Raw genomic sequence first — 26,883 nt, 5'->3', positions numbered from 1 at the left:
TCCGGGGGCCGAGTCACCGCCGCCTCGGCCCCTTCGACTCCCCTCCTTTCTCCCTCCCTGCCCCTCCGACCCGTCGGTCTTCACGACCCCCAATGGGAGCGCTTCCATGCCTGAGCCCGTTACCCCCGTGACCTTTCCTCCCGCCTTCCTCTGGGGCGCGGCGACCTCCGCGTACCAGATCGAGGGGGCGGTGCGGGAGGACGGCCGCACGCCCTCGATCTGGGACACCTTCAGCCATACGCCGGGGAATACGGCGGGCGGCGACACCGGTGACATCGCTGTCGACCACTACCACCGATACCGCGACGACGTTGCCCTGATGGCGGACCTCGGCCTGACCGCGTACCGCTTCTCGGTCTCCTGGCCGCGCGTGCAGCCGACGGGCCGCGGCCCGGCCGTCCAGGTCGGCCTGGACTTCTACCGCCGCCTCGTCGACGAACTCCTCGCACACGGCATCAAGCCGGCGCTCACCCTCTACCACTGGGACCTGCCGCAGGAGCTGGAGGACGCGGGCGGCTGGCCCGAGCGCGACACCGCGCTCCGCTTCGCCGAGTACGCGCACATCGTCGGCGACGCGCTCGGCGACCGCGTCGAGCAGTGGATCACGCTCAACGAGCCGTGGTGCAGCGCGTTCCTCGGGTACGGGTCCGGGGTGCACGCGCCGGGCCGTACGGACCCGGCGGCCTCGCTCCGGGCGGCCCATCACCTGAACCTGGCCCACGGCCTCGGGACGTCGGCCCTCCGCGCCGCGATGCCCGCCCGCAACACGGTCGCGGTGAGCCTCAACTCCTCGGTGGTCAGGCCGCTTTCGCAGGACCCCGACGACCTCGCGGCGGCCCGGCGCGTCGACGACCTCGCCAACGGGGTCTTCCACGGCCCGATGCTGCACGGCGCGTACCCGGAGACACTGCTGGCGGCGACGTCGTCGGTCACGGACTGGTCGTACGTCCTCGACGGCGATCTCGCCGCCATCAAACAGCCGTTGGACGCGCTGGGCCTCAACTACTACACCCCGGCCCTGGTTTCGGGGGCGTCGCACGCGCTCGACGGCCCGCGCGCGGACGGCCACGGCGCGAGCGCGTTCTCCCCCTGGCCCGGCGCGGACGACGTCGTCTTCCACCAAACGCCCGGCGAGCGCACCGAGATGGGCTGGACGATCGACCCGACGGGCCTGTACGACCTGCTCATGCGCTACGCGCGGGAGGCGCCGGGCCTTCCACTGTACGTCACGGAGAACGGCGCGGCGTACGACGACAAGCCGGACCCCGAGGGCCGCGTGCACGACCCCGAGCGGATCGCGTACCTGCACGGCCACTTGTCGGCGGTACGCCGGGCGGTCACCGACGGCGCGGACGTGCGCGGCTACTACCTCTGGTCCCTGATGGACAACTTCGAGTGGGCGTACGGCTACGGCAAGCGCTTCGGCGCGGTGTACGTGGACTACGCGACGCAGGCCCGTACGCCGAAGTCGAGCGCCCGGTGGTACGGACAGGCGGCGCGCACGGGGACGTTGCCGCCGCTGACGGCGGCCGAGTAGGCCATCGGTTCCGGGGGACGGGGCGCGGCACCGGAGGGGGGTGCCGCGCCCCGCTTTTGTGTCCCTCGGCTTTTTTGTCCCTCGGCTTTCGTGTCCCTCGGCCGCGGACGTTCACCCCTGCCGGGTGAGGCCCGCGACGATGGTCGTGAGGGTGCGTTCGACGACCGTGTCGCGCTGGTCGGCGGGGAGCAGCGCCAGGGGGCCGTCGAGGATGAGCAGGGAGAGGCCGTGGACGGCTGACCAGGCGGCGATCTCGGCCGCGGGCCGGTTCTCCGGCCGCATCCGGCCCGTGGCCACCAGCGTGTCGAGCGCGTCCGACAGCTCCCTGAACGCCACGAACTCCGGCGCGCCGTCGGGGGCTTCGAGGCCGGTGAAGTCGCGTTCCTCCGCCGCGCTCGTACGGCAGAAAGCGGTGCGGTAGAGCCCCGGGTGCTCGATCGCGAAGCGGACGTATCCGCGCCCGATCGCCTCGGTCCTGCGGACGGCTTCCTCGCCCGGGTCGTCGAGCCCCGGGAGGACGCGTACGGCCTCGGTCATCGAGGCGGCGAGCGCCTGCTGTCCGCGGGTCTTCACGGCCTCGAGGAGTTCGCCCTGGCCGTCGAAGTGGCGGTACGCGGCGGTGGGTGACACCCCGACGCTGCGGGCCGCCTCCCGCAGGACGACGCGTTCGGGGCCGCCTTCGGCCGCGAGTTCGACGGCGGCCTCGATCAGCGCGTTGCGGAGGTCGCCGTGGTGGTAGCGGGACTTGCCGCTCGTGATCGATGCCATGGCTCCATCCTGCCCGAATCCCGTACGCGTCTCCGACCTCATCCTGCCCAAAAGTTGATGCCGTTAACATTCAAAGTTGACGCTGTTAACTTGACTGTGGCACCTTGGAAGTTAACGGCGTAAACATCCTATCGCCTGGAGGCGATCACCGTGTTCGACCGCATCGCAGGGCTGGCCCTCCACCGGAGCCGGCTCGTACTGACCCTCACCGTGGTGGCCGTGGTCGCCATGGGAGCCCTCGGATTAGGGGCGTTCGGCAAGCTCCTCGGCGGCGGCTTCGAGGACCCGAGCGCACCCTCCGCCCGCGCGCAGCAGCTCATCGACGAGAAGTTCGGCGGCGAGAGCAACCTGGTCCTGCTGGTACGGGCGGACGACGGCGGCGACGTCGGCTCCCCCGCCGCCGAGCGCGCGGGGCGCGCCCTCACCTCCGAGCTCAAGGGCGAGCCCACGGTGTCCAACGTGATCTCGTACTGGGACACCGGCAGCTCCACGCTGACCTCCCGGGACGGGGACGCGGCTCTGGTGCTGGCCCACGTCAAGGGCGACGACACCGAGCGGGGCGACAACGCCTCGGCGATCATGGACGAGTACACCGGCGACCGGAACGGGCTGACCGTGCGGGCCGGCGGAGAAGCCTCGGTCGGCGACGAGGTGCCCACCCAGGTCGCCAAGGACCTCGCGCTGGCCGAGACGATCGCCGTGCCGCTGATCCTCATCCTGCTGGTGATCGCCTTCGGCAGTCTGGTCGCGGCGCTCCTGCCCCTGGCCATCGGGCTGATCGCGATCGTCGGCACCTTCGCGGAGCTCTACGTCCTCGGCAGCCTGACCAACGTGTCGGTGTTCTCGATCAACCTCACCACCGCCCTCGGCCTCGGCCTCGGCATCGACTACGCCCTGCTCATGATCAGCCGCTTCCGCGAGCACCTCGCCGAGGGCGCCGAGGTTCCCGACGCGCTCCGGCAGACGGTACGGACGGCCGGGCGGACCATCACCTTCTCCGCGGCGACCGTCGCCGCCGCGCTCGCCGCGCTGCTGGTCTTCCCGCAGTTCTTCCTGCGCTCCTTCGCCTACGCGGGCATCGGCGTGGTGGCCATCGCCGCAGTCAGCGCCCTGCTCGTCATCCCGGCGCTGCTCGCCGTACTGGGCCACCGGGTCAACAGCGGCCGCCTGCCGTGGGCGCAGACGGTACGGAGCACCGAGGCGCCGCTGTGGGGACGGATGGCCCGTACGGCCATGCGCAGGCCCGCCCTGACCGCGGTGCCGGTCCTGGCCGTCCTGCTCCTGGCCGCCAGTCCGCTGCTCGGCGTCACCTTCGGAACGCCGGACGAGCGGGTGCTGCCCGAGAGCGCCCAGAGCCGACAGGTCGCCACCGTGGTGCAGCGCGACTTCACCGGCAGCGACGAGTCGGCGGTGCAGATCGTCACGACGGGGCCTGTGGCGTCCGACGACGTGCGCGCGTACGCGACCGAGCTCTCGCGGCTGGACGGCGCGGCACGGGTTGAGACCTCCGCCGGCACCTTCGTGGAGGGCCGCTCCACGCCACCCGGCCCGGCATCCGCCGCGCTCGGCCGACCCGACGCTCAGCGGATTACGGTCGTCACCGGCCTGACCCCAAAGTCGGACGAGGCGCAGGACCTGGTCAAGGCTGTACGGGCGGTGGATTTGCCGAGCGGTACGGAGACACTGGTCGGCGGCACGGACGCACGGCTGGTCGACTCCAAGGAGTCGATCTCGGACCGCCTCCCGGCGGCTGTCGGCCTGGTGGCGGGCACCACGTTCATCCTCCTCTTCCTCTTCACGGGAAGCGTGGTGCAGCCCCTGCGGGCGCTGGTGCTCAACGCCATCAGCCTCGCCGCGGCCATCGGCGTCATGGTGTGGATCTTCCAGGACGGCCACCTGGCGTCCGTACTCGGCTTCACGCCGCAGCCCATGGACACGTCCATGACGGTGCTCATGTTCTGCATCGCCTTCGGCCTCTCCATGGACTACGAGGTCTTCGTGACCAGCCGGATCAAGGAACTGCACGACGCGGGCGCCGACACGGAGACCGCCGTCGCCAGCGGGCTCTCCCACACGGGGCGGATCGTGTCGATGGCGGCCGGCCTGCTCGCGGTCAGCTTCTTCGCCTTCGGCACCGCCAATGTCAGCTTCATCCAGCTGTTCGGCCTCGGCAGCGGCCTGGCCATCCTGATCGACGCGGTGGCCGTACGCGGGGTCCTCGTACCGGCGGCCATGCGCCTACTGGGCCGCACGGCCTGGTACGCCCCGAAGCCACTGCGCAGGGTCCACGACCGCCTTGGCCTCACGGAGGGCACGGGGACGAGCACGAGCACCGAGCCGGGGCGAACACCGGCCAAGGTCTGAGGGGCTTGACCGCTGGGGGGCTTGCCGGGGGCCCGGCTTCTCACGGGTCAGCACCGGGGGCCGGGAGACCCAACGGTGGTGCGGTGAAGGCCTGTTGATGGAGTGGCTGTCGGGGCCGGAGGTACGGCAGTTGGGGAGACCGGGGGCTTCGTCATGGCCGAGCACGCGGAGGCGGCGTGGGTCGGCCCATCCAGCGTAGAGGGTGACAGGGGTCGTACAGTCCTTGCGCGCACGGCCCTCGAACTGGACACCGTCTACCTGGAACATCCGACGAACTCCCTCTTCCTGCGGGATGTGGACCAACTCGACGAGTACGCCAAAATGTTCGATCGGCTGTCGGAGCCGGCACTGGCGCCGGTCGAACCCGAGTCGGCACCGGAGTCGCACGAGTCACGTGACTCACTGAGCTTGATCCAGCACGTCCTGTACGCCCTGCGAACGGAATCCGCCATGCCCCAACTCACCTGGCAGAAGGCCTCGTTCAGCACGGGCGGCGAAGGCAACTGCGTAGAGCTGGCGGCCCCAAGCCAAATCCACCTCCGCGAAGGCGACCACCCCCACGACATCGCCACGGCCACCCCCCGGGCCCTCGCCGGCCTCCTCCACACCCTCAAGTCCGGCCTCGACAGCGGCAGCTGACCGGCGTCACCGCGGCGCCCCGGCCGGATGGGGGGTGAGTCCCGGCCGGGGCGCACAACCCCCGTTTGGTGATGGCTACTTGTAGGCGCTCAGCGCCTTCGAGAAGGCGAAGTCGTCCTGGGCGATCGAGCTGCACGTCGCGTCGGCTTGGTTCTTCGGACCGCCCGCGCACTGCTTGTCACGGGTGGCGGACCACATCGACAGCCAGCCGAGGCCCTTCTCCTTGGCGAAGGTCACCAGCTGCGAGGCGTCGTCGACCTTGAAGATCTCGGAGGTCACGTCGTTGACGCCGATCATCGGGGTGACGGCGACCGTCTTCCAGGCCGCGCTGTCGGAGAGGCCGAGGACACTCTTGACCTGCGCCTGCGTGGCCGTCGCGGCCTGCTCGGCGTACGTGCCCATGTCACCGCTGTACGCGGGGCCGTAGTCCATCGCCATGATGTTGACGGTGTTGATCTTCACGCCGTTCGACTTGGCATTGGACAGGAGGTTCACGCCGTCCTGGGTGAGGCCCTCGGGCATGACCGGGAGGGTGAAGGACACGTCCAGGCCGGGGTGTTGCTGCTGGAGCTTCGCGATGGCCTTTGCGCGGGTCGTATTCGCCGTCGCGTTCGGCAGCGCGCCGCCCTCCACGTCGAAGTCGACCTTCGTGAGGTCGTACGCGTCCACGACCTTCCCGTACGCCGTCGCCAGCGCGTCCGCCGAGGAGCACGCCGTCGCCAGCTCCGAACCGGCGGCCCCGCCGAAGGAGACCCGGACGTCGCCACCCTTCGCGCGCAGGGCGCCGATCTGCGAAGCCACTCCGTCACTGGCGAGGTCGGTCACCCCGCCCCACTTGGGCGTGCAGCCACCACCGTCCGTGATGAAGGCCAGGTTGTAGTCCTTCACGCCGGTGGCGTCGGCCGACTTCAACAGGTCGAAGGCGGGGTAGAGGGAGGTGTCGACGTAGGGCGCGAACCCGGCGGTCGTGGTGGTGCCGCCGCCGGTGGTTTCCGAAGCGGTGGGGGTGGGCGTCGCGGTCGCGGTGGGCGTCTCCGTCGCGGTGGGAGTCGGCGTCGCGGTGGGCGTCGACGTCGCCGACTCCGTCGGGCGGCCGCTCGGCTCGGGTGTCGCGCCCTCATCCACCGAGCACTTGGTGCCGCCGACGAGACAGCCCGTCGGGTCGCCGGTGCCGTTCACCACGAAGCCCACGGTGACCGACTCGCCGGCCGCCAACCCGTCCTTGTCCCAGGCCGGCGGCTTCACGGTGACGTGCTGCCCGCTCACACTGGACTCGGCGTTCCAGAGCGAGCTGAGCTTCGACCCCGAGGGCAGGTCGAACTCCAGCGTCCAGTCGCTCTCCGCCTGGCCGCTGTTGTTCATGACGACGTACTGCGCGGTGTAACCCGTCGACCAGTCACTGGTCTTGGTGTACGCCGCACCGACGCCGGCCGCCTGCGCGGTCCCGGTGAACAGGAAGGCGCCGCCGCCGACCACGGCCGCGGCGACGATGCCGCCTATCGCCTTGTTTCTGCCACTGACCTTGCGCCGGTGCGTACTGCTCATCGCGTGCCTGCCTTCGCGGTTTCACGGGGGCCACAGGGGAGTTCCCGGGAGAGCCGGGAACTCCCGAGGGAGGGGTGGGTGCGGCAGCACGCTAGCGATCCGGAATCGGGCAAACCGGCTCATCCGGACGGGGGTTGAGGATCTTAGGGTGCGCTTAAGGAAGGCATCGGGGGTGGTTAAAGGTCGAGACCAGTTGGGGGTGCGGGCAGTCGCCCGCCGCAGTCCGCGAAGGCCGTGACCAGCGCGGAGGATCCGACCGCCGGATCGCACCCTCGGCCGCGAGGAACGTACGGATCACGCCGAGAACGTACGGATCACGCCAGGAACGGGCGGACCACGCCGGGAGCGCCCGACCGTCAGCGCACTCCCACGCCGCGCCTACGACGCCGTACGGACCCCCTGTGCCCGCGCCGGACCGGCGCCCGCCCATCGAGCTGAATCCAGATCCGCACCTCCGTCCCCCCAAGCACCGAGGAGCCGATCCGCACATCCCCGCCCGTTGACTCCGCGAGCCTTCGCACGATGTCGAGCCCGAGCCCGGTCGATCCGTCGCTTCCGGAGCCCCGGCCCCGCGCCATCGCCGCCTCCGGGTCCACGATCCCCGGACCGGCGTCGGACACCAGCACGATCACCGCGTCCTCGCCGTTGTGCACGTCGACCGCGAAGGCCGTGCCCTCCGGGGTGTGCCGGAAGACATTGCCGAGGAGCGCGTCGAGCGCGGCCGCGAGGTCAGCGCGGGCGACGGGTATGCGCACCGGCCGGTCGACCCCGGCCACACGCACCTTGCGGCCCTCGTCCTCCGCGAGCGCCGACCAGAAGTCCATCCGCTCGCGCACGACTTCGGACGCGTCACACCCGGCGCCCACACCTATGGCCGCGGTCTGCGGCTTGGCCTCCCGGGCGGTCCGGATGATCGTGTCAACCTCGCGCTCCAACTGCGCGACGGCGGCCCGGGTCTGCTCGGCGGCGGGCCCGTCGCCGAGCGAGGCCGTGTTGAGGCGCAGCACAGTCAGCGGCGTACGCAGGCGATGGGAGAGATCCGCCGCCAGCTCCCGTTCGTTTGCCAGGAGCTGTACGACCTGATCGGCCATGGAGTTGAAGGCGACGGCGGCGAGCCGCAGCTCGGTCGGCCCCTCCTCGGGCACCCGCGCGCCCAGCTTTCCCTCCCCCAGCTCATGCGCGCTTTCCACCAGCCGCTGCGCGGGCTGCACCATCCGTACGCCCAGCCGGTCGGCGACCGCGACCGAGCCGATGATGAGCGCGACGCCGACCGCGCCGAGGACCGCCCAGGCCGTACTGACGCCGTTGCTGACCTCGGACTCGGGGACGTACACCTCGACGACCGCGATCTCGCCGGAGCTCAGCGCGACGGGCTGGAGCAGGGTGGAGCCGCCGGGGACCTCCGTGGTGGAGGCGCGGCCCAGCTTCCGGGTCGTGGTGATGTCCTTGGCGACGGCACGCTGCTTGCCGAGCTCGACCGCGGCCGCGCCGTCGGCGGCGGGTATGTGCACGGCCATCCCCGCGTCGGAGCCGGCGGAGGCGACGACCCGCTCCAACTGGTCCCGATCGGTGGTGATGGAGAGCGCGGGCGCGATGGCGGCGGCCTCGCGCTCGGCGTTCGAGAACGCCCGGTCGCGCGCCATCTCCTGGATCACCAGACCGAGGGGAACCGCGAAGGCGACCACGACCATCGTGGTCACCGCCACACACACCTTGACCAGCGCCCACCTCATGACGCCCACCTCTCGCCCGGCGCGCACCTCATAGCGACGGCTCCGCCCTAGGCGGTTCGAGCTTCACGCCGACGCCCCGCAGGGTGTGCAGATAGCGCGGCCGCGCCGCCGTTTCACCCAACTTCCGCCGCAGCCACGACAGATGGACGTCTATGGTCTGATCGTCCCCGTATGCCTGCTGCCACACTTCGGCCAGCAGCTCCCTGCGCGGTACGACGACACCGGGACGCCCGGCAAGGAAGGCGAGCAGGTCGAACTCGCGGCGCGTCAGATCCAGTCGTACGCCATCCAGCTCGGCCTGGCGCCGCAGCGGGTCAATGGCGAGCCCGCCGACCCGGATCACCGTCGACACAGGCGCGTCTGCCGCAGTCGCCCGCGCGCGGCGCAGCACGGCCGCCATCCGCGCCGACAGGTGCTCGACCGAGAACGGCTTGGTCAGATAGTCGTCCGCGCCGTCGTTCAACAACCGGACGATTTCCGTCTCGTCGTCCCGCGCGGTGGCGATGATCACCGGGACGTCGGTGATTCCGCGCAGCATCTTCAGCGCCTCGGACCCGTCCAGATCGGGCAGACCGAGGTCCAGGATCACGACGTCGAAGGAGAAATGGGCAACCTCGCGCAGCGCCTCAAGGGCGGTGCCGACACTGCGCACGGTGTGCGCGGCATCGGTCAGATGCCGGATGAGGGCTGAACGTACGAACTGGTCGTCCTCGACCACGAGCACACGGGCCATGAGCGGCACCGTACGCCATCCGCACGAGCCGGTCCGGGGCCTGTGGATAACTCGGAACACGGCATGGGGACAACCCGGACTGTTGCGCAGTCGGGCGACACCCGTGGGGCTCGTGGTGCAGTATGGCCCGCGATGCGCAAAGGACTCGTCCACGTACTCGCTTGGTCGCTCGCCACGGGCGCGGCGGTCACGCTGTCGTGGTGGGGTGTCCACACGGTCATGACGGGAACGGCGTACGACCCGCCGCGCGCCCTGCCCATCACGGCGGCCGACGCGACGCAGAGGTCGAAGCCGCTCGCCTCCTCGACCCAGCGGACCGAGCCCTCGAAGCCCCCGTCGAGCAAGGCACCCGAGCCCCGAAACCCAAGCCCGGCCCCGTCGCCTTCCAGGACAACAAGCCCCAGCCTCAGCCCTTCCCCCTCCGCCTCCGCCTCCGGCCAGATCAAGAGCTACGACACCGAAGGCGGCCGCGCGGTCTTCGACCTAGGCACAACCTCCGCGACGCTGGTGTCAGCAACGCCGGCCGCCAGTTGGTCGATGCAGGTATGGAAGACGGAGTCGTGGATCCGCGTGGAATTCTCGTCAGCCGCGGACCGAGTCTCGGTGTTCTGCACCTGGCACGACGGCCCACCGCGGGTAGAAATCGGAACGTACTAAGCGGCTCCGGGGAAGTGCGGGTGCGTTCCCGCGTCGTTCGGTGCGTGCTCTCGGCGTGCCGGACGAAGGCCCTCGTAGCGGAGCTACTTGGGTCTTCGTCCGGTGCGGCGAGAGGGCGTGCCGGGCGGCGTGGGGGCGTGCCTGAACTTCCCCGGGGTCGCTTAGCCGCACCCACCGACCAACAGCCGCACCCACCCACCGATATGTGCCCGCACGCCCGCCCCCACCGGCAGTCAGCCGCCCGACAACGGAAGGGGCCGTGCCGGTACATCAAATGCCCGTCGCATACCTGGTCACACCCAACCGCTACCCACCCCAAGTGCCCGAGAGGCGACAGGCGGATGTACCGGCACGGCCCCGACCCACCCACCGGACGGCAGGCGACAGATCACCGGACGGCAGGCGACCGACCCGCAGGCGACGGATCACCGGAAGACCGACGGGCCTACCGGAAGACCGACGGCGGCGGCGCCGGTGAAGCCACAGCCGCCGCATCCGTCACCGGCGCCGCACCTCCGCTGAAATCAGTGAGCTGCCTGCCATGTTCGACACGCCCCGGATGCGGATCAGAGGCCGCACGACGGGTCAGTTCCGCAACAGGGAGCGGCTGGCCAGAGGCCACGAGGACCGCGTTCCCGAAGCGCTTCCCCCGCAGCACCGTCGGGTCGGCGACAAGGGCGAGTTCGGGAAAGGCGGCGGCCACGGTGGCTATCTGGCCACGGAGGTGGGCGAGCGGAGGCCCGTCGGCGAGATTCGCGGCGTAGACGCCACCCGAGTTCACCACCCTGCGGACCTCCGCGACGAACTCGACGGACGTCAGATGTGCCGGCGTACGCGCCCCGCTGAACACATCCGCGATCACCAGGTCCGCCCAGTCGTCAGGCACCTTGGCGAGCCCTTCACGGGCGTCCGTGGAACGGACCCTGATGCGCGCGTTCGGATCGAGCGGCAGCTCGCGGCGGACCAGCTGGACGAGGGCCGCATCGCGCTCGACGACCTGCTGGGTGGAACGGGGCCGGGTCGCGGCCGTGTAACGGGCGAGGGTGAGGGCGCCACCGCCGAGGTGCACGGCGTGCACGGGCTTGCCGGGCGGAGCGACGAGGTCTATGACATGGCCGAGGCGGCGCTGGTACTCGAAGCTCAGGTAGGCGGGGTCGTCGAGGTCGACGTACGACTGCGGGGCGCCGTCGATCAGCAGGGTCCAGGCGCGCGCCCGTTCCCGGTCGGGCAGAAGCTCGGCGAGCCCGCCGTCGACGGGCTCGACGACGGCTTCGGCGGCCGCCTGCCCGCGCCGCGCACCCCGCCCCGCCGGACGCCCGTCGTCCGACCGCTTGTTCCTCGCCCTTGCCATCCCGCCATTATCGGCGCGTACGGACGGGTCGGCGCAGCGGCGCCTTTCAGCAGGCCGAAGGCAGCCGGGCGGGCTCCCCCGCACTGCCCGCACCGCCGGCCGGCAGCGTCCCGCCACCCCCGCACAGCCGACCGCCGGGCACCCGCCTCCCCAGGCCCTTCGGGCGGTTCACCGGCAGGGGCGGTACCCGTCCCGCAGCTCACTGGCAGTTGTCCGCGGCCTCGATCAGCCGGGCCGCCTCGCCCAGCGCGGCCCGTAGTACGGCCGGGTCGGTCGCGAGGTCGCCCTCGTCGGGCGGGAGCAGCCAGTCCGAGCCCTCGACCGGGGGCTCGGGGGCCGGACTGAGGCCGCGGCCGTTGGTCTGCGTACAGGTGCTGCCCGGCACGTCCCAGGCGTCCGCGGTGCCGGGCGGCACCAGGAAGCCGAGGGTGTCGCAGCCGTCGTCGTGGAGTACGGGTCCGACGGCGTCGCAGGAGCCGCGACGGAGGATGTCGACCGCCTCCAGACCCTGCCGCGCGGGAACGGTCACCAGGTCGCACTCGGCGACCGGCTCGACCGGCTGTGGTAGGGCGCTGCACTCCGGGGACGGCCTGTGCTGCGCGGTCGACAGCGACGTATGGAACTCGGTGCTCTGCCTGGTCTCCATCCCGGCCTCCAACGGAACCCCTCCTCATGACGAGTGGGTCGGGAGTTCGGGCGGCTCCCGGTCCGCAGGGTTCAACGCGCCAGGACGTCAACGGCTACGGCGGAACAACGCGCCAAAGGATGGCAGTTCATGGCAGATCGTGGATGAGATATCCGGTTTGTAGCCAAACCCAGCGTGGCGACCTCATCACAGCAGGTACGTTCTTGCCGCGCCGGAAGCAGGGCACCTACAGGGCACAACCCTGACAACTCACCCTGAATCCGGCATGGTTCGACGGTTCGCAGAGAGGGCCCGGCCATGGCGTCGTCAATGGTGACCTCGTCCCAGTCCCCCCGGCCACCGCGGCCGAATCTCGCCTTCCGGCGGCTGCGCGGGCAGCGCTCGCCGGGCGAGTTCGCCGCGGCGGTGCGGCGGGCCGCGCGCGAGATCGGCGAGCGGGTCAGCTGCGACGCGCGCTACATCGGGCGCGTCGAGGCGGGCGAGATCCGCTGTCCCAACTACGCGTACGAGCGGGTGTTCCTGCACATGTTCCCCGGCCGCACGCTCACGGACCTGGGTTTCGCGCCCCGCTCATCGGTACGCGGGCGCGGGGCGCGCGGCATGGACGAGGCGCCCCCTCCGCACACCACGAGCCTCTCGTACGCCCCGCATGAGACGGAAGGGGCGCATGAGACGTATGAAACGCCGGACCAGCACCACCCGCAGTTCCCGCACGACCTGCTTCAAACCCAGATCCCGCACCACCCGCACCAAACCCAGATCCCGTACACCCCGTACACGCCGTACGACCCGTACGAGGACCACGATCAGAACCACGAGGAGAGCGACGTGCAGCGTCGCGCATTCATGACCGGAGGCACCGCCACCGTGGCGGCGGCCTCACTGGTGCCCTTCGCGGTCGCGTTCGGCTCCACCGCCGCCGCGACGGAACGGCGCGTCCACCGGGCGGGTACGTCCGAGGCGGGCGCCCTCGAAGAGGCCGTACGCAAGATCCGGCTGCTCGACGACCGGCACGGGGCCGACGGCCTCTACCGGCGCGCGGCGGCCCCGCTGCGGGCGGCGTACGCGCTGCTCGACGCGGGCACCACCCGGCAGTCGACCACCGACCGGCTGTACGCGGGCGCGGGCGAACTGGCCATCTCGGTGGGCTGGCTGGCCCACGACTCGGGGCGCTTCGACGACGCGCGCTCGCACTACGCGGAGGCGCTCGCCACCGCCCGGATGTCTGGCGACCCGGGCCTGGAGGCTCACGCCTTCTGCAACACCGCGTTCCTCGCGCGCGACGCGGGGCGCCCGCGTGAGGCCGTGCGCGCGGCGCAGGCGGCGCAGCGCGCCGCGCGCCCCCTGGGCTCCCCTCGCCTGCTCTCCCTGCTCGCGCTGCGCGAGGCGGGCGGCTGGGCGGGGCTCGCCGACCGCACGGGGTGCGCGCAGGCGCTGGCCTGCGCACAGGCGTTCTACGAGCGGGGGCCTTCGGAGACGGACCCCGAGTGGATGACCTTCTACGGAGAGGCCGAACTGGAGGGTCTCGAGGCGCAGTGCTGGTCGGCGCTGGGCGACTGGCCCCGGGCGGCCCGCCACGCGCGCCGCGCCGCCGAGCTCCAGGACCCGCACTTCACCCGCAACATGGCCCTCTACACCGCCGAACTCGCCGACGACCTCGCGCGCGGTGGCCGCCCCGACGAGGCCGCCCTCGCCGGCCTGCGCGTCCTGGACCTCCTGGGCGAGGTCCAGTCCTCCCGCATCCAGACCATGCTGGCGGGAACGGCCCGCGTGCTGCTCCCGCACCGCAGGGCGTCGGGCGTGTCGGCCTTCCTGGACCGCCACGCGAGCCTGCCGCGCCCTGTGTGAGGACGTCCGCCGGCCGAACCCGCCGGGGGCTTACGCGGTCAGGTGTCCGCAGTCGTTCCACGACTCGATCGCGGGCTCTCCGTAGGCCCACCCGAGCTCCGACAGCGAGGTCGGGCTGAGACGGATACGGGCCGCGAAGTCGAGAGGGAGACCGAGCCAGCGGGCGCCGATGGAGCGCAGGATGTGGCCGTGGGCGAAGACCAGAAGGTCACGGTCCTCGGCGCGGGCGTGGGCCACAACCTCGTCCGCGCGCGCGGAGACCTGCTCCAGGGTCTCCCCTTCGGGGACACCGTCGCGCCAGATGAACCACCCGGGGCGCACCGCCTGGATCTCGGCCGGGGTCATGCCCTCGTAAGCGCCGTAGTCCCACTCCATGAGCGTGTCCCAGGTGGTCGCGCGCTCTGCGAACCCGGCGAGTTCGCAGGTCTCACGCGCGCGTGCCAGCGGGCTGGTGCGCACCTCGACCCCGGGGAGGCCGTCGAAGGGGGCCCGGTGCAGCCGCTCGCCCAGCAGCTTGGCGCCGCGCCGGCCCTCTTCCAGGAGCGGGATGTCGGTCCTGCCGGTGTGCTTGCCGGACAGCGACCATTCCGTCTGTCCGTGCCGGGCCAGCAGGATGCGCGGTGCCATGAAGAGGAGCCTTTCCGGGACGAGCGATACGCGTGTGACGCGCGTGAGGAGTCGGTCCCTCCATCATCGCTCACCGCCGCACGGGGCAACCCGCCGGTCGATCTCTGCGTCTTTGACGACCGAGGGGGCCCGCTGAGGGCATTCATATAGACCGTAAATCCGGCGTGGCCACGCATCGTCGTCACGGGGCGGGCAGACTGTCGGGTCTGCCGGGGCGCCGCCGCAGATGGGGGAGGGCGATCGGATGCCGCAGACCGATGCACCGCGCACCGAGGCGGCACCTCGCGCCCGGTTTCGCCAGTGGACCGACCTGCGCGCCTCCACGGCTCCGCACGCCCGGCTGCGCTGGTGGTCCGAGCTGCCCCTGATCCTGCTGGTGTATGCGTCGTACTCGGCGGGCCGGCTGCTCGCCCGGGGCGACACCTCCAGCGCCGTCGACCACGGCCTGGAGATCCTGCGCATCGAGAAGGCCCTCCGCCTCAACGCCGAGCACCCGCTGAACCGGCTGTTCACCCGCGAGGCCTGGCTGGGCGTGCCCGCCGACTTCTGCTACGCGTCGCTGCACTACCTGGTGACACCCGCACTCCTGGTCTGGCTCTTCCGCTCCCGGGCCGTGCGCTACCGCGCGGCCCGCACCTGGCTGATGACCTCCACGTTCATCGGCCTCATCGGCTTCACGCTGCTCCCCACCTGCCCGCCCCGGCTGCTCGACCCCGGCCACGGCTTCGTCGACACGATGGCCCAGTACAGCTCGTACGGCTGGTGGGCAGGCGACGCGAGTGCGCCGCGGGGCCTGGGCAGCATGACGAACCAGTACGCGGCGATGCCGAGCCTGCACGTGGGCTGGGCGCTGTGGTGCGGCGTGATCCTGTGGAAGTACGGCCGCACGCGCACGGCCAAGGTCGCGGGCGTCGCGTATCCGCTGCTCACCACGATCATCGTGATGGGCACGGCGAACCACTACTTCCTCGACGCGGTCGCCGGTGCCGCCGTGATGGGGGCCGGGCTGCTGCTGACCCCGTTCGTGATGCGGCTCACGGACCGGGGCAGGACGCTGCCGGCCGCTCGTTTCCGGTGGGTCGCGGGGGTCTCGCGGGGCGCGGGTTCCTCGATTGTCAGTGCCAGGTGCCAGACTTCCCCGGGTGAGCGAATTCCCCGACAGCGCGAGTCCCGAACCGGGCCGGGAGCCGAGCCGGGTGCCTCCCCCACGGACGCGGGGGACGGCGCTCCGGCTTGGGGTCTCCCCTGCTCGAGCGAAGCCGAGAGTTTGGGGAAGGCTCGCTGAGCTGCGCGGTCCGGCCGTACCGCCCAAGGCCCTCGACGCGCGCGCCCTCGCGGCGCTCGCCGCGAACCCCGGGTGCGAGCGGCGTGCCCTCCTCGATGGCGCGGGCGTCGACAAGGCGAAGCTGGCCGGCGCGCTCGGTTCCCCGTCCGCGTTCGGGCAGTCGCAGTTCGCCTTCATGCGGGGCAACGCGTTCGAGGCGCGGGTCAAGGCCGACGGCGGCGCGGAGCTGCTGCGGCTCGTGCACGAGAAGCTGGACCCCGGCGCCGAGCCGCCCACGGCCGGTGCCGTCCCCGACCTGACCGCCGTCGGCCCCGAGGGGCGCACGGCGCGTACGGCGCTGGCGCTGCGCGAGGCCACCGCGGCCGGCGGCTGGACCCTGCTCGACCACCCCATGCTCGCCCTCGACGTCGCGGGCTCCCCCGCCTTCCTGGAGCCGGACGCCGTGGTCGTGCACCCCGACGGCAGCTGGACGGTCGTCGAGATCAAGTCCTTCCCGATGCTGGACGGTTCGGCGGACCCCGCGAAGGTGGGCGCGGCCGCGCGGCAGTCCGCGGTGTACGTCCTCGCCCTTGAGGAGGTCGCCGCGCACCTCGGCGGGCCGGAGGGACGCGCCCAGGACGGCGTCCCCGCCCCCGAGGTCCGCCACCGGGTCCTTCTGGTCTGCCCCAAGGACTTCTCCAACCTCCCGACCGCGTCCGCCGTCGACATCCGCAAGCAGCGCGCGGTCACCCGCCGCCAGCTCGCGCGCCTCACCCGCGTCGAGGACATCGCCGCCGCCCTCCCCGAGGGCACCTGCTTCTCCCTCGACCTGCCCGCCGCCGACCTGACGACCGCCGTCGAATCCGTCCCGGCGACCTACGCCCCCGAGTGCCTCTCCGCCTGCGAACTGGCCTTCCACTGCCGGGACCGTTCGCGCGCGCAGGGCGCGGTGACGTCCCTGGGGCGCTCCTTGCGCGCGGAACTGGGCGACCTGACGACGGTGACGGACGTGCTGGCGGCGGCCCACGGGCAGGCCGGGGATCCGGACGACCCGGCGGTCGCGGCGCTACGGAGAGCGGCGACGCTCCGGGCGGAGGCGCTGGGGACGCGGGAGGGGGATGTATGTCGTTGATCGCCACCCTCGCTCGGCTGGAAGCCGTGGAGAGCGGGCGGGCCCAGGCTGTCGCCACCGTGCGGCACCGGCATCTCACCGAGCGGCCCCTGGTGTTCGTACCGCTGGTCACCGCGGGTGAGGCCGGGGCCCCGCTCGGGGCGCTCGTCGGGACCGAGCGGGACGCGCCCAGGCTGCTCGTCGTGCCGCAGCCCCGGGACCGGGATCTGCGGTTCGCATTCCTCGCCGAGCTGGCGGACGTCGTCCTTCCGTACATCGACGCGTACGCCGACGTGGTCGAGGCGGCCGAGCGCAGCGAGACCGATCCGGAGACCGGGAAGCGGGTCAAGGTCGAGGTCGAACTGTGCGCGGACGCCCCGCAGTTGATCGTGCCGAGCCGTGCGGGCATCGAGTTCGTACGGCTGCTCGGGCGCTCCATGCGGTTCCGGCGCACCGCCGAGCAGGATCCCGAGACGCCCCATCCGGCGCCGCCCCGGGTGCCGCTGCTCGGGCGGTGGCTGACGCACTACGGGGAGCGGGCCCGGGTGCCCGGCTCGTCCCTCCTGCTCGCCCTCACCGACGTACTGTCACGGCACTGGGCCACCGGACAGAGCAGCCTGGAGGACCAGCACCTGGGCGCGCTGCTCGCCTGGATCGACCCGCCGGAAGGCGAGTCGGGCGCGCAGGGCGCGCTGCGGGCCGGGCTTCGGCGGGACTCCCGGGGCCAACTCGTCTGCCCGCCCGCCGGACCCGCCACCGACCCCGCCTTCGACAACATGCTGCTGGCCCCCGCCATCGAGCGCTACGACCGCGCGCGTACGGCGTTCGCCGCCGCCGAGGACGGCATCGAGGCGGACGACCGGCTCGGCGCGCTCACCGCCGCCGAGCGGGAGATCCGCGCGCTCGTCGAGAGCGTCACCCGGCCCACCTGGGACGCGGTGTGGCACGGGCTCGACCTGCTGCGCGCGCTCCCCGAGGGCGCGCACGCCGCCGACCGGTGGACCCGCGACCGCTGGTCGTTCACCAGCCACCGCGACCGGATCACCGCGGGCGAACCCCCGCAGCCGCGCCGCGACGACGCGGTCACCGCGGCGAACAAACTCGCCACCCGCGAGCGGGAACAGGCCCGGCTGGAAGCCCAGGAGGCCCTCGACGACCCGCTCGTCATGGCCGGGCGGCGGCTCGCCGGGGAGGCGTTCGCGGGCGAGGTCACGGATGTCGTGATGGCGTACAGCGAGGGCAAGCGGCCCAGCCCGCGCCCGCTGGTGACCGTCCGCACGGAGGACCAGCCGCATCTCGGTGAGCGTACGAAGGTGTACCGGTCGTTGGGCGGGAAGCCGCAGGCCGCCGAGTTCGTGGGGTACGAGGGGGCAACCGAGGACGGGGGCGACGGGGGCGCCCTCGTGGTCCTGCGCGTCGTCGACAAGATGGGGCGCGGCAAGGAGCCCGAGGCCGGGTCCGTGCCGGAGAAGGGGGACCTGGTCTGCTTCACGCTCTTCGAGCACGAGCAGCGGGGCGGCGCGAAACTGCCCGACCCGGAGGAGACACCGTGGACGCACGGCGGGCCGCCGGGCGAACCCGAGGCCGTACCCCTGCCGGACCCGGTGACGGACGAGGACGTCCTATGAACCTCCGTGACCTGGGAGGGCGTCCTGTGGAACCCCGTGACGGAAGACGTCCTTTGGACCGCGTGACCGCGGAAGACGGACTTGTGGACCGCGTGACCGGGGAAGACGGTCCCGTGAACCCCGTGACCGAGGAGAGCGTTCGTTGAACGGCCTGCCCACCGCGGCCTTCGAGCCCGGTGCCGAAGCCACCCGCGCCACCGACGCGATCCTGCGCGACACCTTGCACGGCACCCACCGGGGAGTGGTCGTCGACTCCCCGCCCGGTGCCGGGAAGTCGACCCTCGTCGTGCGCGCCGCGCTCGAACTGGCCGCCGCAGGGCGCCCGTTGATGGTCATCGCGCAGACCAACGCGCAGGTCGACGACCTGGTGCTGCGGCTCGCCGAGAAGGACCCCGGGCTGCCCGTCGGACGGCTGCACAGCAGCGACCCCGACCCGTACGACAAGGCGCTCGACGGCCTGGAGAACGTACGCAAGTCCGCCAAGGCGGCCGACCTTGCGGGCCTCGACGTCGTCATCTCGACCGCCGCCAAGTGGGCCCACGTCAAGGGCGTCGAGCCGTGGCGGCACGCGATCGTCGACGAGGCGTACCAGATGCGCTCGGACGCGCTGCTCGCCGTTGCCGGGCTCTTCGAGCGGGCGCTGTTCGTGGGCGACCCGGGGCAGTTGGACCCCTTCGCGATCGTGGGGTCCGAGCAGTGGGCCGGGCTGTCGTACGACCCGTCGGCGTCGGCGGTGACGACGCTGCTCGCCCACAATCCGGAGCTGCCGCAGCACCGGCTGCCGGTGTCCTGGCGGCTGCCCGCCTCCGCGGCACCGCTGGTCTCGGACGCCTTCTATCCGTATACGCCGTTCCGCAGCGGTACGGGGCATGGCGACCGGCGGCTGAACTTCGCCGTCCCGTCGGACGGTTCGGGGCCCGACCGGGTCATCGACGAGGCGGCGGAGGCAGGTTGGGGGCTGCTGGAGCTGCCGGCCCGGCACACGCCTCGTACGGATCCCGAGGCGGTACGGGCCGTCGCCCAGGTCGTACGCCGGCTGCTGGACCGGGGTGGCGCGGCCACGTCGGAGCGGGCGGACGATCCGGTGCCGCTGACGGCCGACCGGATCGCCGTCGGCACGGCGCACCGGGACCAGGCCGCGGCCGTACGGGCGGCGCTGGCGGACCTCGGCGTCGCGGACGTCACCGTCGACACGGCGAACCGGCTTCAGGGCCGGGAGTTCGATGTGACCGTGGTGCTCCATCCGCTGTCGGGGCGGCCGGACGCGACCGCGTTCCACCTGGAGACGGGGCGGTTGTGCGTGCTGGCGTCCCGGCATCGGCACGCGTGCATCGTGGTGTGCCGGGCGGGGGTGACGGAGCTGCTGGACGACCATCCGTCGACGGAGCCGGTGCAGCTGGGGGTCACGGTGAAGTTCCCGGATGGGTGGGAGGCCAATCACGCGGTGCTGTCGCATCTGGCGGAGCACCGGGTGGCTTGGCGACCTTGACCGACACGCCGGCACCTCCGGGGCTGGCGCCAAGCACCCCGCCGCCCGTCCGCCAGACGGAGTCCGGCACGCCGCCGGAGGCGGCCAATGGAAACAGCCCGGATGGCTGGGAGGCCAATCACGCGGTGCTGTCGCATCCGGCAGAGCACCAGGTGGCTTGGCGACCTTGACCGACACGCCGGCACCTCCGGGGCTGGCGCCGGGCGCCCCGCCGCCCATCCGCCGGACGGCACCTCTATCGCTCCGGCACTGCCACGGCCGGCGCCGAGCCCCTCCGCTGTGGGTACCCCGCCGGGGGGATGGAGCCTGGCCTCTCCGGCCCACTTGCGCGGGCGAGAGACAATAGACGGTGGCCCACTGACGAGGCGGGTCCCTGAACCGTACGAGGAGGAGAAGACATGGCGGAGCCCACGCCGCGTCGGAACGAACCGCGGCTACGCCCCGCGCCCCTGCTCTTCGAGCCCGCGGAAGCCGCCGGGGATCCGGAGCATTTCTTCGGTCTGGAGTCGATCGACGATCCGCGTGCGCTGCTGGACCGGGCCACGGAGCTGACGCAGGCGTTTCGGGCTGCCGCGGATCGGGCGGTCGAGTTCCAGGCGATCGCCGCGGCGCAGCTTGCCGATCCCCGGCGGTTTGACCGGCTCACTCCGGCCGCGATCGCCGACCAGGCCGAGTGGACCGAGGACTACGCGAAGCGGATGGTCGAGTTCGGTCAGGATCTGCTTCGGGGGGTTGAGGGGAACCATGGGGTGGGCGATCACCTGTGAGTCGTGGGGGTGCGCGTAGGGTTTTCGCCCCCGCCGCCCCTGCCCATTCCCGTACCTGGGGCCCGCGGCGGAGCCGCTGATGGATACAGCGCCCCCAGACCCCCGTATCGCGCTTCGCGCTCGTCCTCGAACGCCGGACGGGCTGAAAAGCAGCTGAAGAGCAGATACTCCTCCCCGCCCCCTCCCGTCCCGATTTCCGGCAACCCTCCGAGACCGGACGCCTACCACCGGTACATCTGGCGGCATGAGCTTCGACATCGCAGGAGTCGCCTCCGAGGGCGCCGCCTGGCTCGCCTCCGCAGGAACGTATCCGCGCAGCACGCTCGCCCTGTGGGCGGAACGGCCCGACGCCCCGGTCGTCCTGCCCTGCGGCAGTGCCTTCGACATCGTCAACGCTCCGGCGATCTTCGGGCGGCGGATGCTCGACCGATTATGGGACGACGGACCGGGCTCGGGCCCGGTGGCGGCGTACCGCGGCCGCATGCTGCTGTTCGCCGCGCCCGGTACGGCTCAGCGGCTGCCGTCGCTCCTGGAGTGGGAGGAGGCCGCCGGGCGCGCGGGGCGGTGCGGTGCGGTTGCGCCCCTGCTCTGTCACGGCACGGGAGACGCGGTCACCGTGCCCGCACTGAGCGTCGGCGGCACCGGGCCCAGCCCCGCCGCCCGCCTGGAATCCCGCTGGCTCGTCGCGCCCGACACCCGGCATCCCTGGCTTCCGGGGGCCGAGATCCTGCTCTGGGCGGCCGTCCGGGCGGCCCGAGCGACGGCCTCGGAGGCGGTGCGGATATCGATTTTTCCTCCCACCGATCAGGATGCTAAGGTCTACGACGTCAGCAGGCGCCGCTAGCTCAGTTGGTTAGAGCAGCTGACTCTTAATCAGCGGGTCCGGGGTTCGAGTCCCTGGCGGCGCACGCTAGCGATGGCGAGGCGTGTTCGCGGAAAGCGCGAACCGTCTCGCCATCGTCATTTCTGCGCGGCTTCGCCGCGGTCTGTGGGGGCTCCGCCACCCACACCCCCTGAGGCCGGCCCAGTGACCGGAGTCGCGAAGGCTCAGCCCGTCGTGATCGTCACCGTCCACGCCCCCGAAGCCGTCCGGTCCTCCACCTCGACCCGGACCTTCTCGCCCGGGACCGTGTAGCTCTCCCCCAGCGCCACCGGCGCGTCCGCGAGGGCCGGGTAGACCGAGCCTTCCCAGCAGGCCTCGGAGTGGGGGTGTGCGTCGAGGACCTCGACCGGGCCGTCGCCCGACGCGGCCTCGCTACGGACGCGGTAGACGAGGACGCCCTGCGTGCACGTCGCGCCGTCGTTGCCCCCCGAGGCGCGCACCTCGAAGGCGAGCACGCTGTCGAGACCCGTACGGACCACCGCCAGCTTGGTTCCCTGGCCGGAACCGAAGAGCCGCGCACCCGACACGCCCGGCGCGCCTCCCGAACCAGCCGAACCAGCCGAACCGGCCGAACCAGCCGAGCCGGCCGGCCACGCACGAGGACCAGCCGCTCCCGCCGCCGAGGGACTCGAGGACCCCACCGCCTCCATCGTCAACCGCGTACCCCCCGTCCCCCGCACGCACGCCACCTGCTCCTCGTCCAGCCAGCCGAGCTTCCACTTGTGCCAGCCGAACAGGTCGGGGGCGAGTCCGAACTGGCTGCCCATGAGGTCCCAGTCGCCGACGTAGGTGTCCCAGTCGATCTTGCCGTCGGTGGGGCGGTGGTACAGGTCGGGCAGGTCGAAGACGTGGCCGGTCTCGTGGGCGAGGACGAGGCGGTCCGGCGGGTGTTTCTCGAAGACCGTGACCACGCGGCGGATGTCCCTGCCGTCGGCGCTCAAGGGCGTGTCGAGGTTGACGACCTTCGTGGCGTCGGAGTCGACGCCCGGCGCATCCGGGTCGGCCACGAGGTAGACGATCTCGTAGCGCGAGAAGTCGACCTGCCGGTCGGCCGCGGTGATCGCGTCGCGCAGGTAGGCGGCGCGCTGCCCGGCGTTCCAGTCACGCCGTATGGCGTACGACGTGGAGGGGTGCGGCATCCGGATCCAGTCGCGCTGGGCATGCGGCCGCACGGTGAACTTGCCGTAGGAGGCGCGCTCGAAGAAGAGTCTGGTGGCCGGGAAGTGGTCGGCGGCCAGTTCGGCGGGCGTGACGCGCGGCCGCGAGTCGGGGAAGGACAGGAAGACCATCACCGCGTCGAGGGGGTGGTCGGGCCGCACATACGCGGAGTTCCAGGTGTCGACGCCCTCCGAGTGGTGGGCGTCGGTCCGCTCCAGGGCGCATACCGCCGACTGGGATTCGGCGAGCGCGGGGCCCGGCAGCAGGGAGGTCGCGGCGAGCGCGGTCATCGAGGTGAACACGGCCGCGGGGCTGCGCCAACGTGGCGCCCCGTCACGGGTGAGGCCCCGTAGGGTCTCACGAGTGAAATCCCGCAAGGCCTCAAGGGTGAGACCCCTCAGGGGGCGCGGACGCGGCACAGCGACCTCCGGATGCGGAATTCGGGATACCGCACCCAGCCTGGGGGAGTTCGTATGATTTCGCCCTGTTTGTCTGCACCAGAAGAGTGAGGGGACCCGCGAGACCGACACCCCGAGCACTCACGGAACGTCACATGCGATCCGCGGTGGAAGGATCCCGTCCAGATGCGAGCAGAAACGATCTGCCGGAAGAGGCCGTTGTTCGGGGACACTGGACAGTGGCTGCAAGTCCCCGAGGCATGCCTCTATGATCGGCACACTTTCCTGCACGGACACGGCTTGTGCGGCCGTCCAGCACCGGCCGACCACCCCGAGAGACCATACGAAGAACGAGTGCACTGCGGGAGCGAGCGGTGAGCGGAACGTCCGAAGGGCCGGCGCCCGCGGCAGACCTCGTCCGGCCGGCCGTCACAGAGCGTCATATCGGCACATCTCCTCGTCTGTCCGCAGGGGCGCCTCCCGGCGCATCCCTCACCCCTGGGTCACCTTCCGGCGCATGCGTCGCCCCCGGTTCACCTCCTGACCCGTACGCCCCTGCCGAGACACGCTCCGACGCGCCCGCGTACGCCCCCGTACCCGACGGACCGTCACCCCGCACCTTCCGGGCCGCCTTTGGCACCGCGCCCCTCGCGATGGCCGTCGTCGACCGCGAGGGGCTCATCGTCACCGCCAACGAGTCGCTGGGCACGCTGCTCGGCACCCGGGTGGACGCGCTCGTCGGGCGGATCGCCGCCGATCTCGTGGACCTGACGTCCGACGCCCGCACCTGGCACGCGTACCGCGAGGTGCTGCGCGGCCGGCAGGCCCGGCTGCGCTGCACGCGCCGCCTCAAGCACCCCGACGGGCACTCCCTCTGGGTCCAGGTGACCGTCGCGCCGCTGCCCCCGCAGGAGCAGGCCGTGCTGCTGTCCGTCGCCGACATCAGCGCCCGGCGTGAACTCCAGGCGCGGCTGCGCCACTTGCAGATGCACGATCCGGTGACCCGGCTGCCCAACCGCACGCTGTTCTTCGAGCGCCTGTCGGCCGCTCTGGAGGCGGAGGTGTACGAGGAGGGCGGCACCGGCCGGATCGGGCTCTGCTATCTGGACCTCGACGGTTTCAAGGCGGTCAACGACACGCTCGGCCACCGCGTCGGCGACCGGCTGCTCGCGGCCGTCGCCGAACGCCTCACGCGCTGCGCCGACGAGGCGGGTTACGCGCGGGCGGCCACTCCGCTGGTGGCCAGACTCGGCGGAGACGAGTTCGCACTCCTCGTCGAGGACTCCACGGGCACGGACCAGTTGGCGGACCTCGCCGACTCCGTACTGAAGGCCCTTCAGGCGCCCTTCGACCTCTCCGGTCAGCGGCTGTCCCTCTCCGCGTCGATCGGGGTCGTCGAGCGGCGCGCGGCCGGGACGTCCGCGACCGGTCTGATGCAGGCCGCGGACACGACGCTGTACTGGGCGAAGGCGGACGGCAAGGGCCGCTGGACCCTCTTCGACCCGGAGCGCAACGCCCACCGCATGACCCGCCAGGCGCTGTCCTCCACCCTGCGCGCGGCCGTCGACCGCGGTGAATTCGCCCTGGAGTACCAGCCGTTGGTGGGCATGGCGGACGGCGGCGTACGCGGAGTCGAGGCCCTCGTACGGTGGAATCACCCGCAGTTCGGAACGCTGACGCCGAATCGGTTCATCGGACTGGCCGAGGAAGACGGTTCGATCGTCCAGCTCGGCCGCTGGGTGCTCGCCACCGCCTGCAGCCAGGCCCGCCGCTGGCAGCTGGACCATCCCGACGCGCCGCCGATCTTCGTCAGCGTCAATGTCGCCGTACGCCAGGTGTGGGACTCCGACCTCGTCGCGGACGTGGCGGAGATCCTCGCGGAGACCGGACTCGCCCCGCATCTCCTCCAGTTGGAGCTGACGGAGTCGGCGGTGATGGGTTCGGCGGGCCGCCCGCTGCAAGCCCTCCAGGCCCTCAGCGAGATGGGCGTCCGCATCGCCATCGACGACTTCGGCACCGGCTACTCGAACCTCGCCTACCTCAGCCGCCTGCCGGTCTCCGTCCTGAAGCTGGACGGCTCCTTCGTACGGGGCTTCCAGTACGAGAACGCCGACGGCACGTCCGCCCACCCCAACCCCGCCGACGAGGTCATCGTCGAGGCCCTCATCCAACTCGCCCACCGGCTCGGCCTGACGGTCACCGCCGAGTGCGTGGAGACCGCCTCCCAGGCCTCCCGCCTGCGCGGCATCGGCTGCGACACCGGGCAGGGGTGGCTGTACTCCCGCCCGGTGGCGCCGGATCGTATCTCCGCGCTGCTGGCCGCGGCCCGCGCTCAGGCCTGAGTGGCTGCCCGGGCGTCCCGGGCCGCGTCCGGCAACCCGTAGGCGTCCGCGATCAGTTCGTACGAGCGCAGGCGCAGGTCGCCGTCGTGGGCGTGGGACGTGAGCATCAACTCGTCGGCGCCCGTGCGCTTCTGGAGGTCGTCGAGGCCCGAGCGGACTTCGTCGGCCGTGCCGTGGATGACGTTGGAGTTCCAGCTGTCGATGAACTCCCGCTCCATGGGGCTGAATTCGTACGCCTCCGCCTCCTCCGGGGTCGGGACGAGTCCCGGGCGGCCGGTGCGCAGGCGGACCATGTTCAGGGCGGCGGCCATGACCTGGCGGCGGGCCTCCTTCTCGTCGTCCGTGGCGAGAGCGGAGACGCCGATGAGGGCGTACGGGGCGTCGAGTACGGCGCTCGGCTGGAACGACTCGCGGTAGAGGTCCAGCGCGGGGATCGTGTTCTGGGCCGAGAAGTGGTGGGCGAACGCGAAGGGCAGGCCCAGGATTCCGGCGAGGCGGGCGCTGAAGCCGGAGGAGCCAAGGAGCCAGACCGGAGGGCGATGCCGGGACTGTACGCCGCCGGGGGAGGTCGACTGGATGGGGCCGGGGACCGCGTGGATGCGGGCGTAGGGGTGGCGGTCCGGGAAGTCGTCGTCCAGGAAGCGGGTGAGCTCCGCGAGTTGCTCGGGGAAGTCGTCGGCGCCTTCGTTGAGGCCGTCCGTGCGGCGCAGGGCCGCGGCCGTCGCGCCGTCCGTGCCGGGGGCGCGGCCGAGGCCCAGGTCGATACGGCCCGGGGCCATCGCCTCCAGCGTGCCGAACTGCTCCGCGATGACCAGCGGGGCGTGGTTGGGGAGCATGACTCCGCCCGAGCCCAGGCGGATGCGGGTCGTGTGGGCGGCCAGGTGGGCGAGGATCACCGCCGGCGAGGAGGACGCGACGCCTGGCATCGAGTGGTGCTCGGCCACCCAGTAGCGGTGGAAGCCGCGGGATTCCGCGAGGCGGGAGATCTTGACGCTGGTCCGCAGGGCGTCGGTGGCTGTGCGGCCTGCGCCTACCGTGACCAGGTCCAGTACGGACAGGGGTACGGGGGCGGTGCCCTGCGCCTTGCCTCGGATCTCGTCCGTGTCTTCCACCGGGGTCTCCTCCTGGTTTCGTGCGCGATGCGGTTCCGCGGTGCGGTTCTTCGGGGTGCGAACAGGAGGTGGGCTCCGGTTATTCCCGGGTGGCCCGGGGGCGCGTGCCCCGGCGTTGGGGCTGGGGTGGATTTTTCGCCCCCTCCGCCCCTACCCGTCCCGTACCTGAGCCCGCGGCGGAGCCGCTGATCGATGCAGCGCCCCGGACCCCGCTCCTCAAACGCCGGAGGGGCTGGATCTTGCGCCGGAGGGGCTGGGATTGGCTCCCCAGTGGCAGCCCGCT

The 26,883-nt window shown here is 71.9% G+C and carries 21 protein-coding genes and 1 tRNA gene; 13 read left to right on the top strand and 9 right to left on the bottom strand.

Annotation, left to right across the window (positions count from 1 at the left end; all coding sequences use genetic code 11):
* The first annotated feature begins 106 nt into the window (after positions 1–106).
* The gene (locus C4B68_RS25645) at positions 107–1,537 is read left to right on the top strand and encodes a GH1 family beta-glucosidase (protein WP_099499446.1); all 1,431 of its coding nucleotides are present in this window, start codon (positions 107–109) and stop codon (positions 1,535–1,537) included.
* A 111-nt stretch (positions 1,538–1,648) separates the two neighbouring features.
* Here C4B68_RS25645 and C4B68_RS25640 read toward each other — a convergent pair whose 3' ends face one another.
* Complete coding sequence (locus tag C4B68_RS25640) at positions 1,649–2,305, bottom strand: TetR/AcrR family transcriptional regulator (protein WP_099499447.1); 657 nt, start codon at positions 2,303–2,305, stop codon at positions 1,649–1,651.
* Between the two features lie 150 nt (positions 2,306–2,455).
* Here C4B68_RS25640 and C4B68_RS25635 point away from each other — a divergent pair, with 150 nt between their 5' ends.
* Both C4B68_RS25635 and C4B68_RS44440 read left to right on the top strand, forming a co-directional pair.
* The gene (locus C4B68_RS25635) at positions 2,456–4,669 is read left to right on the top strand and encodes an MMPL family transporter (protein ID WP_099499448.1); all 2,214 of its coding nucleotides are present in this window, start codon (positions 2,456–2,458) and stop codon (positions 4,667–4,669) included.
* A 153-nt stretch (positions 4,670–4,822) separates the two neighbouring features.
* Positions 4,823–5,308 (top strand): DUF397 domain-containing protein, encoded by a 486-nt coding sequence (locus C4B68_RS44440; RefSeq protein WP_306511021.1) that lies wholly within the window; start codon positions 4,823–4,825, stop codon positions 5,306–5,308.
* A gap of 75 nt (positions 5,309–5,383) precedes the next feature.
* On the opposite strand, the gene C4B68_RS25620 is transcribed toward C4B68_RS44440, so the two are convergent.
* From C4B68_RS25620 to C4B68_RS25610, 3 genes are all read right to left on the bottom strand, one after another.
* On the bottom strand, positions 5,384–6,853 hold the full coding sequence (locus tag C4B68_RS25620; RefSeq protein WP_099499449.1) for a glycoside hydrolase family 18 protein: 1,470 nt from the start codon (positions 6,851–6,853) through the stop codon (positions 5,384–5,386).
* A 356-nt stretch (positions 6,854–7,209) separates the two neighbouring features.
* A complete protein-coding gene (locus C4B68_RS25615) occupies positions 7,210–8,586 on the bottom strand; it encodes a sensor histidine kinase (RefSeq protein ID WP_099499532.1) in 1,377 nt (458 codons plus the stop codon).
* Between the two features lie 28 nt (positions 8,587–8,614).
* A complete protein-coding gene (locus C4B68_RS25610) occupies positions 8,615–9,319 on the bottom strand; it encodes a response regulator transcription factor (protein ID WP_099499450.1) in 705 nt (234 codons plus the stop codon).
* 132 nt (positions 9,320–9,451) lie between these two features.
* Here C4B68_RS25610 and C4B68_RS25605 point away from each other — a divergent pair, with 132 nt between their 5' ends.
* Positions 9,452–9,976, top strand: a complete 525-nt coding sequence (locus tag C4B68_RS25605) for a hypothetical protein (protein WP_099499451.1) — start codon at positions 9,452–9,454, stop codon at positions 9,974–9,976.
* A gap of 445 nt (positions 9,977–10,421) precedes the next feature.
* Here the strand turns inward: C4B68_RS25605 and C4B68_RS25595 are convergent, their stop codons facing one another.
* Positions 10,422–11,327 (bottom strand): spermidine synthase, encoded by a 906-nt coding sequence (locus tag C4B68_RS25595; protein WP_099499452.1) that lies wholly within the window; start codon positions 11,325–11,327, stop codon positions 10,422–10,424.
* A gap of 199 nt (positions 11,328–11,526) precedes the next feature.
* Positions 11,527–11,973 (bottom strand): hypothetical protein, encoded by a 447-nt coding sequence (locus tag C4B68_RS25590; RefSeq protein ID WP_240634468.1) that lies wholly within the window; start codon positions 11,971–11,973, stop codon positions 11,527–11,529.
* 297 nt (positions 11,974–12,270) lie between these two features.
* Between C4B68_RS25590 and C4B68_RS25585 the strand changes: the two genes are divergently transcribed.
* Positions 12,271–13,821 carry an NsdA family TPR-like regulatory protein gene (locus tag C4B68_RS25585; RefSeq protein ID WP_099499453.1) on the top strand — a complete coding sequence of 517 codons (1,551 nt, stop codon included), beginning with the start codon at positions 12,271–12,273 and terminating at the stop codon, positions 13,819–13,821.
* A gap of 30 nt (positions 13,822–13,851) precedes the next feature.
* Here C4B68_RS25585 and C4B68_RS25580 read toward each other — a convergent pair whose 3' ends face one another.
* Entirely contained in the window at positions 13,852–14,448 is a 597-nt protein-coding gene (locus C4B68_RS25580; RefSeq protein WP_099499454.1) for a histidine phosphatase family protein, read from the bottom strand.
* A 244-nt stretch (positions 14,449–14,692) separates the two neighbouring features.
* Between C4B68_RS25580 and C4B68_RS25575 the strand changes: the two genes are divergently transcribed.
* From C4B68_RS25575 to C4B68_RS25545, 7 genes are all read left to right on the top strand, one after another.
* Positions 14,693–15,733 (top strand): phosphatase PAP2 family protein, encoded by a 1,041-nt coding sequence (locus tag C4B68_RS25575; RefSeq protein ID WP_099499455.1) that lies wholly within the window; start codon positions 14,693–14,695, stop codon positions 15,731–15,733.
* Positions 15,645–16,844, top strand: coding sequence for a hypothetical protein (locus C4B68_RS25570; RefSeq protein ID WP_373682176.1), 1,200 nt, complete (start codon positions 15,645–15,647; stop codon positions 16,842–16,844). The genes C4B68_RS25575 and C4B68_RS25570 overlap by 89 nt, the downstream gene beginning before the upstream one ends.
* On the top strand, positions 16,835–18,451 hold the full coding sequence (locus tag C4B68_RS25565) for a hypothetical protein (protein ID WP_099499456.1): 1,617 nt from the start codon (positions 16,835–16,837) through the stop codon (positions 18,449–18,451). The genes C4B68_RS25570 and C4B68_RS25565 overlap by 10 nt, the downstream gene beginning before the upstream one ends.
* Positions 18,452–18,593: 142 nt before the next feature.
* Complete coding sequence (locus C4B68_RS25560) at positions 18,594–19,940, top strand: AAA domain-containing protein (RefSeq protein ID WP_240634467.1); 1,347 nt, start codon at positions 18,594–18,596, stop codon at positions 19,938–19,940.
* Between the two features lie 398 nt (positions 19,941–20,338).
* Positions 20,339–20,707, top strand: coding sequence for a hypothetical protein (locus C4B68_RS25555; protein WP_099499457.1), 369 nt, complete (start codon positions 20,339–20,341; stop codon positions 20,705–20,707).
* Between the two features lie 244 nt (positions 20,708–20,951).
* A complete protein-coding gene (locus C4B68_RS25550; protein WP_099499458.1) occupies positions 20,952–21,551 on the top strand; it encodes a bifunctional DNA primase/polymerase in 600 nt (199 codons plus the stop codon).
* Positions 21,542–21,615: transfer RNA gene (locus tag C4B68_RS25545), tRNA-Lys, on the top strand. Before C4B68_RS25550 ends, C4B68_RS25545 begins: the two co-directional genes overlap by 10 nt.
* A gap of 139 nt (positions 21,616–21,754) precedes the next feature.
* Here the strand turns inward: C4B68_RS25545 and C4B68_RS25540 are convergent.
* Positions 21,755–23,167, bottom strand: coding sequence for a M6 family metalloprotease domain-containing protein (locus C4B68_RS25540; RefSeq protein WP_373682177.1), 1,413 nt, complete (start codon positions 23,165–23,167; stop codon positions 21,755–21,757).
* A 353-nt stretch (positions 23,168–23,520) separates the two neighbouring features.
* On the opposite strand from C4B68_RS25540, the gene C4B68_RS25535 reads away from it, so the two are divergent.
* On the top strand, positions 23,521–25,488 hold the full coding sequence (locus C4B68_RS25535; RefSeq protein WP_099499459.1) for a putative bifunctional diguanylate cyclase/phosphodiesterase: 1,968 nt from the start codon (positions 23,521–23,523) through the stop codon (positions 25,486–25,488).
* Here C4B68_RS25535 and C4B68_RS25530 read toward each other — a convergent pair.
* A complete protein-coding gene (locus C4B68_RS25530) occupies positions 25,479–26,600 on the bottom strand; it encodes an LLM class flavin-dependent oxidoreductase (RefSeq protein ID WP_099499460.1) in 1,122 nt (373 codons plus the stop codon). The two genes, C4B68_RS25535 and C4B68_RS25530, sit on opposite strands and share 10 nt — an antisense overlap.
* Positions 26,601–26,883: the final 283 nt, after the last annotated feature.

This window comes from Streptomyces dengpaensis (assembly GCF_002946835.1).
In the GTDB taxonomy this organism is placed as follows: Bacteria; Actinomycetota; Actinomycetes; order Streptomycetales; family Streptomycetaceae; genus Streptomyces; species Streptomyces dengpaensis.
Note: the sequence above shows the minus strand (reverse complement) of the source record. Positions and strands in the feature narration are given on the sequence as shown.

Excerpts from the sequence above, each read along its gene's own strand:
- C4B68_RS25645 (WP_099499446.1), top strand. The coding sequence starts at position 107 with ATGCCTGAGCCCGTTACCCCCGTGACCTTTCCTCCCGCCTTCCTCTGG.
- C4B68_RS25640 (WP_099499447.1), bottom strand. The coding sequence starts at position 2,305 with ATGGCATCGATCACGAGCGGCAAGTCCCGCTACCACCACGGCGACCTC.
- C4B68_RS44440 (WP_306511021.1), top strand. The coding sequence starts at position 4,823 with ATGGCCGAGCACGCGGAGGCGGCGTGGGTCGGCCCATCCAGCGTAGAG.
- C4B68_RS25620 (WP_099499449.1), bottom strand. The coding sequence starts at position 6,853 with ATGAGCAGTACGCACCGGCGCAAGGTCAGTGGCAGAAACAAGGCGATA.
- C4B68_RS25615 (WP_099499532.1), bottom strand. The coding sequence starts at position 8,586 with ATGAGGTGGGCGCTGGTCAAGGTGTGTGTGGCGGTGACCACGATGGTC.
- C4B68_RS25610 (WP_099499450.1), bottom strand. The coding sequence starts at position 9,319 with ATGGCCCGTGTGCTCGTGGTCGAGGACGACCAGTTCGTACGTTCAGCC.
- C4B68_RS25605 (WP_099499451.1), top strand. The coding sequence starts at position 9,452 with ATGCGCAAAGGACTCGTCCACGTACTCGCTTGGTCGCTCGCCACGGGC.
- C4B68_RS25595 (WP_099499452.1), bottom strand. The coding sequence starts at position 11,327 with ATGGCAAGGGCGAGGAACAAGCGGTCGGACGACGGGCGTCCGGCGGGG.
- C4B68_RS25590 (WP_240634468.1), bottom strand. The coding sequence starts at position 11,973 with ATGGAGACCAGGCAGAGCACCGAGTTCCATACGTCGCTGTCGACCGCG.
- C4B68_RS25585 (WP_099499453.1), top strand. The coding sequence starts at position 12,271 with ATGGCGTCGTCAATGGTGACCTCGTCCCAGTCCCCCCGGCCACCGCGG.
- C4B68_RS25580 (WP_099499454.1), bottom strand. The coding sequence starts at position 14,448 with ATGGCACCGCGCATCCTGCTGGCCCGGCACGGACAGACGGAATGGTCG.
- C4B68_RS25575 (WP_099499455.1), top strand. The coding sequence starts at position 14,693 with ATGCCGCAGACCGATGCACCGCGCACCGAGGCGGCACCTCGCGCCCGG.
- C4B68_RS25565 (WP_099499456.1), top strand. The coding sequence starts at position 16,835 with ATGTCGTTGATCGCCACCCTCGCTCGGCTGGAAGCCGTGGAGAGCGGG.
- C4B68_RS25555 (WP_099499457.1), top strand. The coding sequence starts at position 20,339 with ATGGCGGAGCCCACGCCGCGTCGGAACGAACCGCGGCTACGCCCCGCG.
- C4B68_RS25550 (WP_099499458.1), top strand. The coding sequence starts at position 20,952 with ATGAGCTTCGACATCGCAGGAGTCGCCTCCGAGGGCGCCGCCTGGCTC.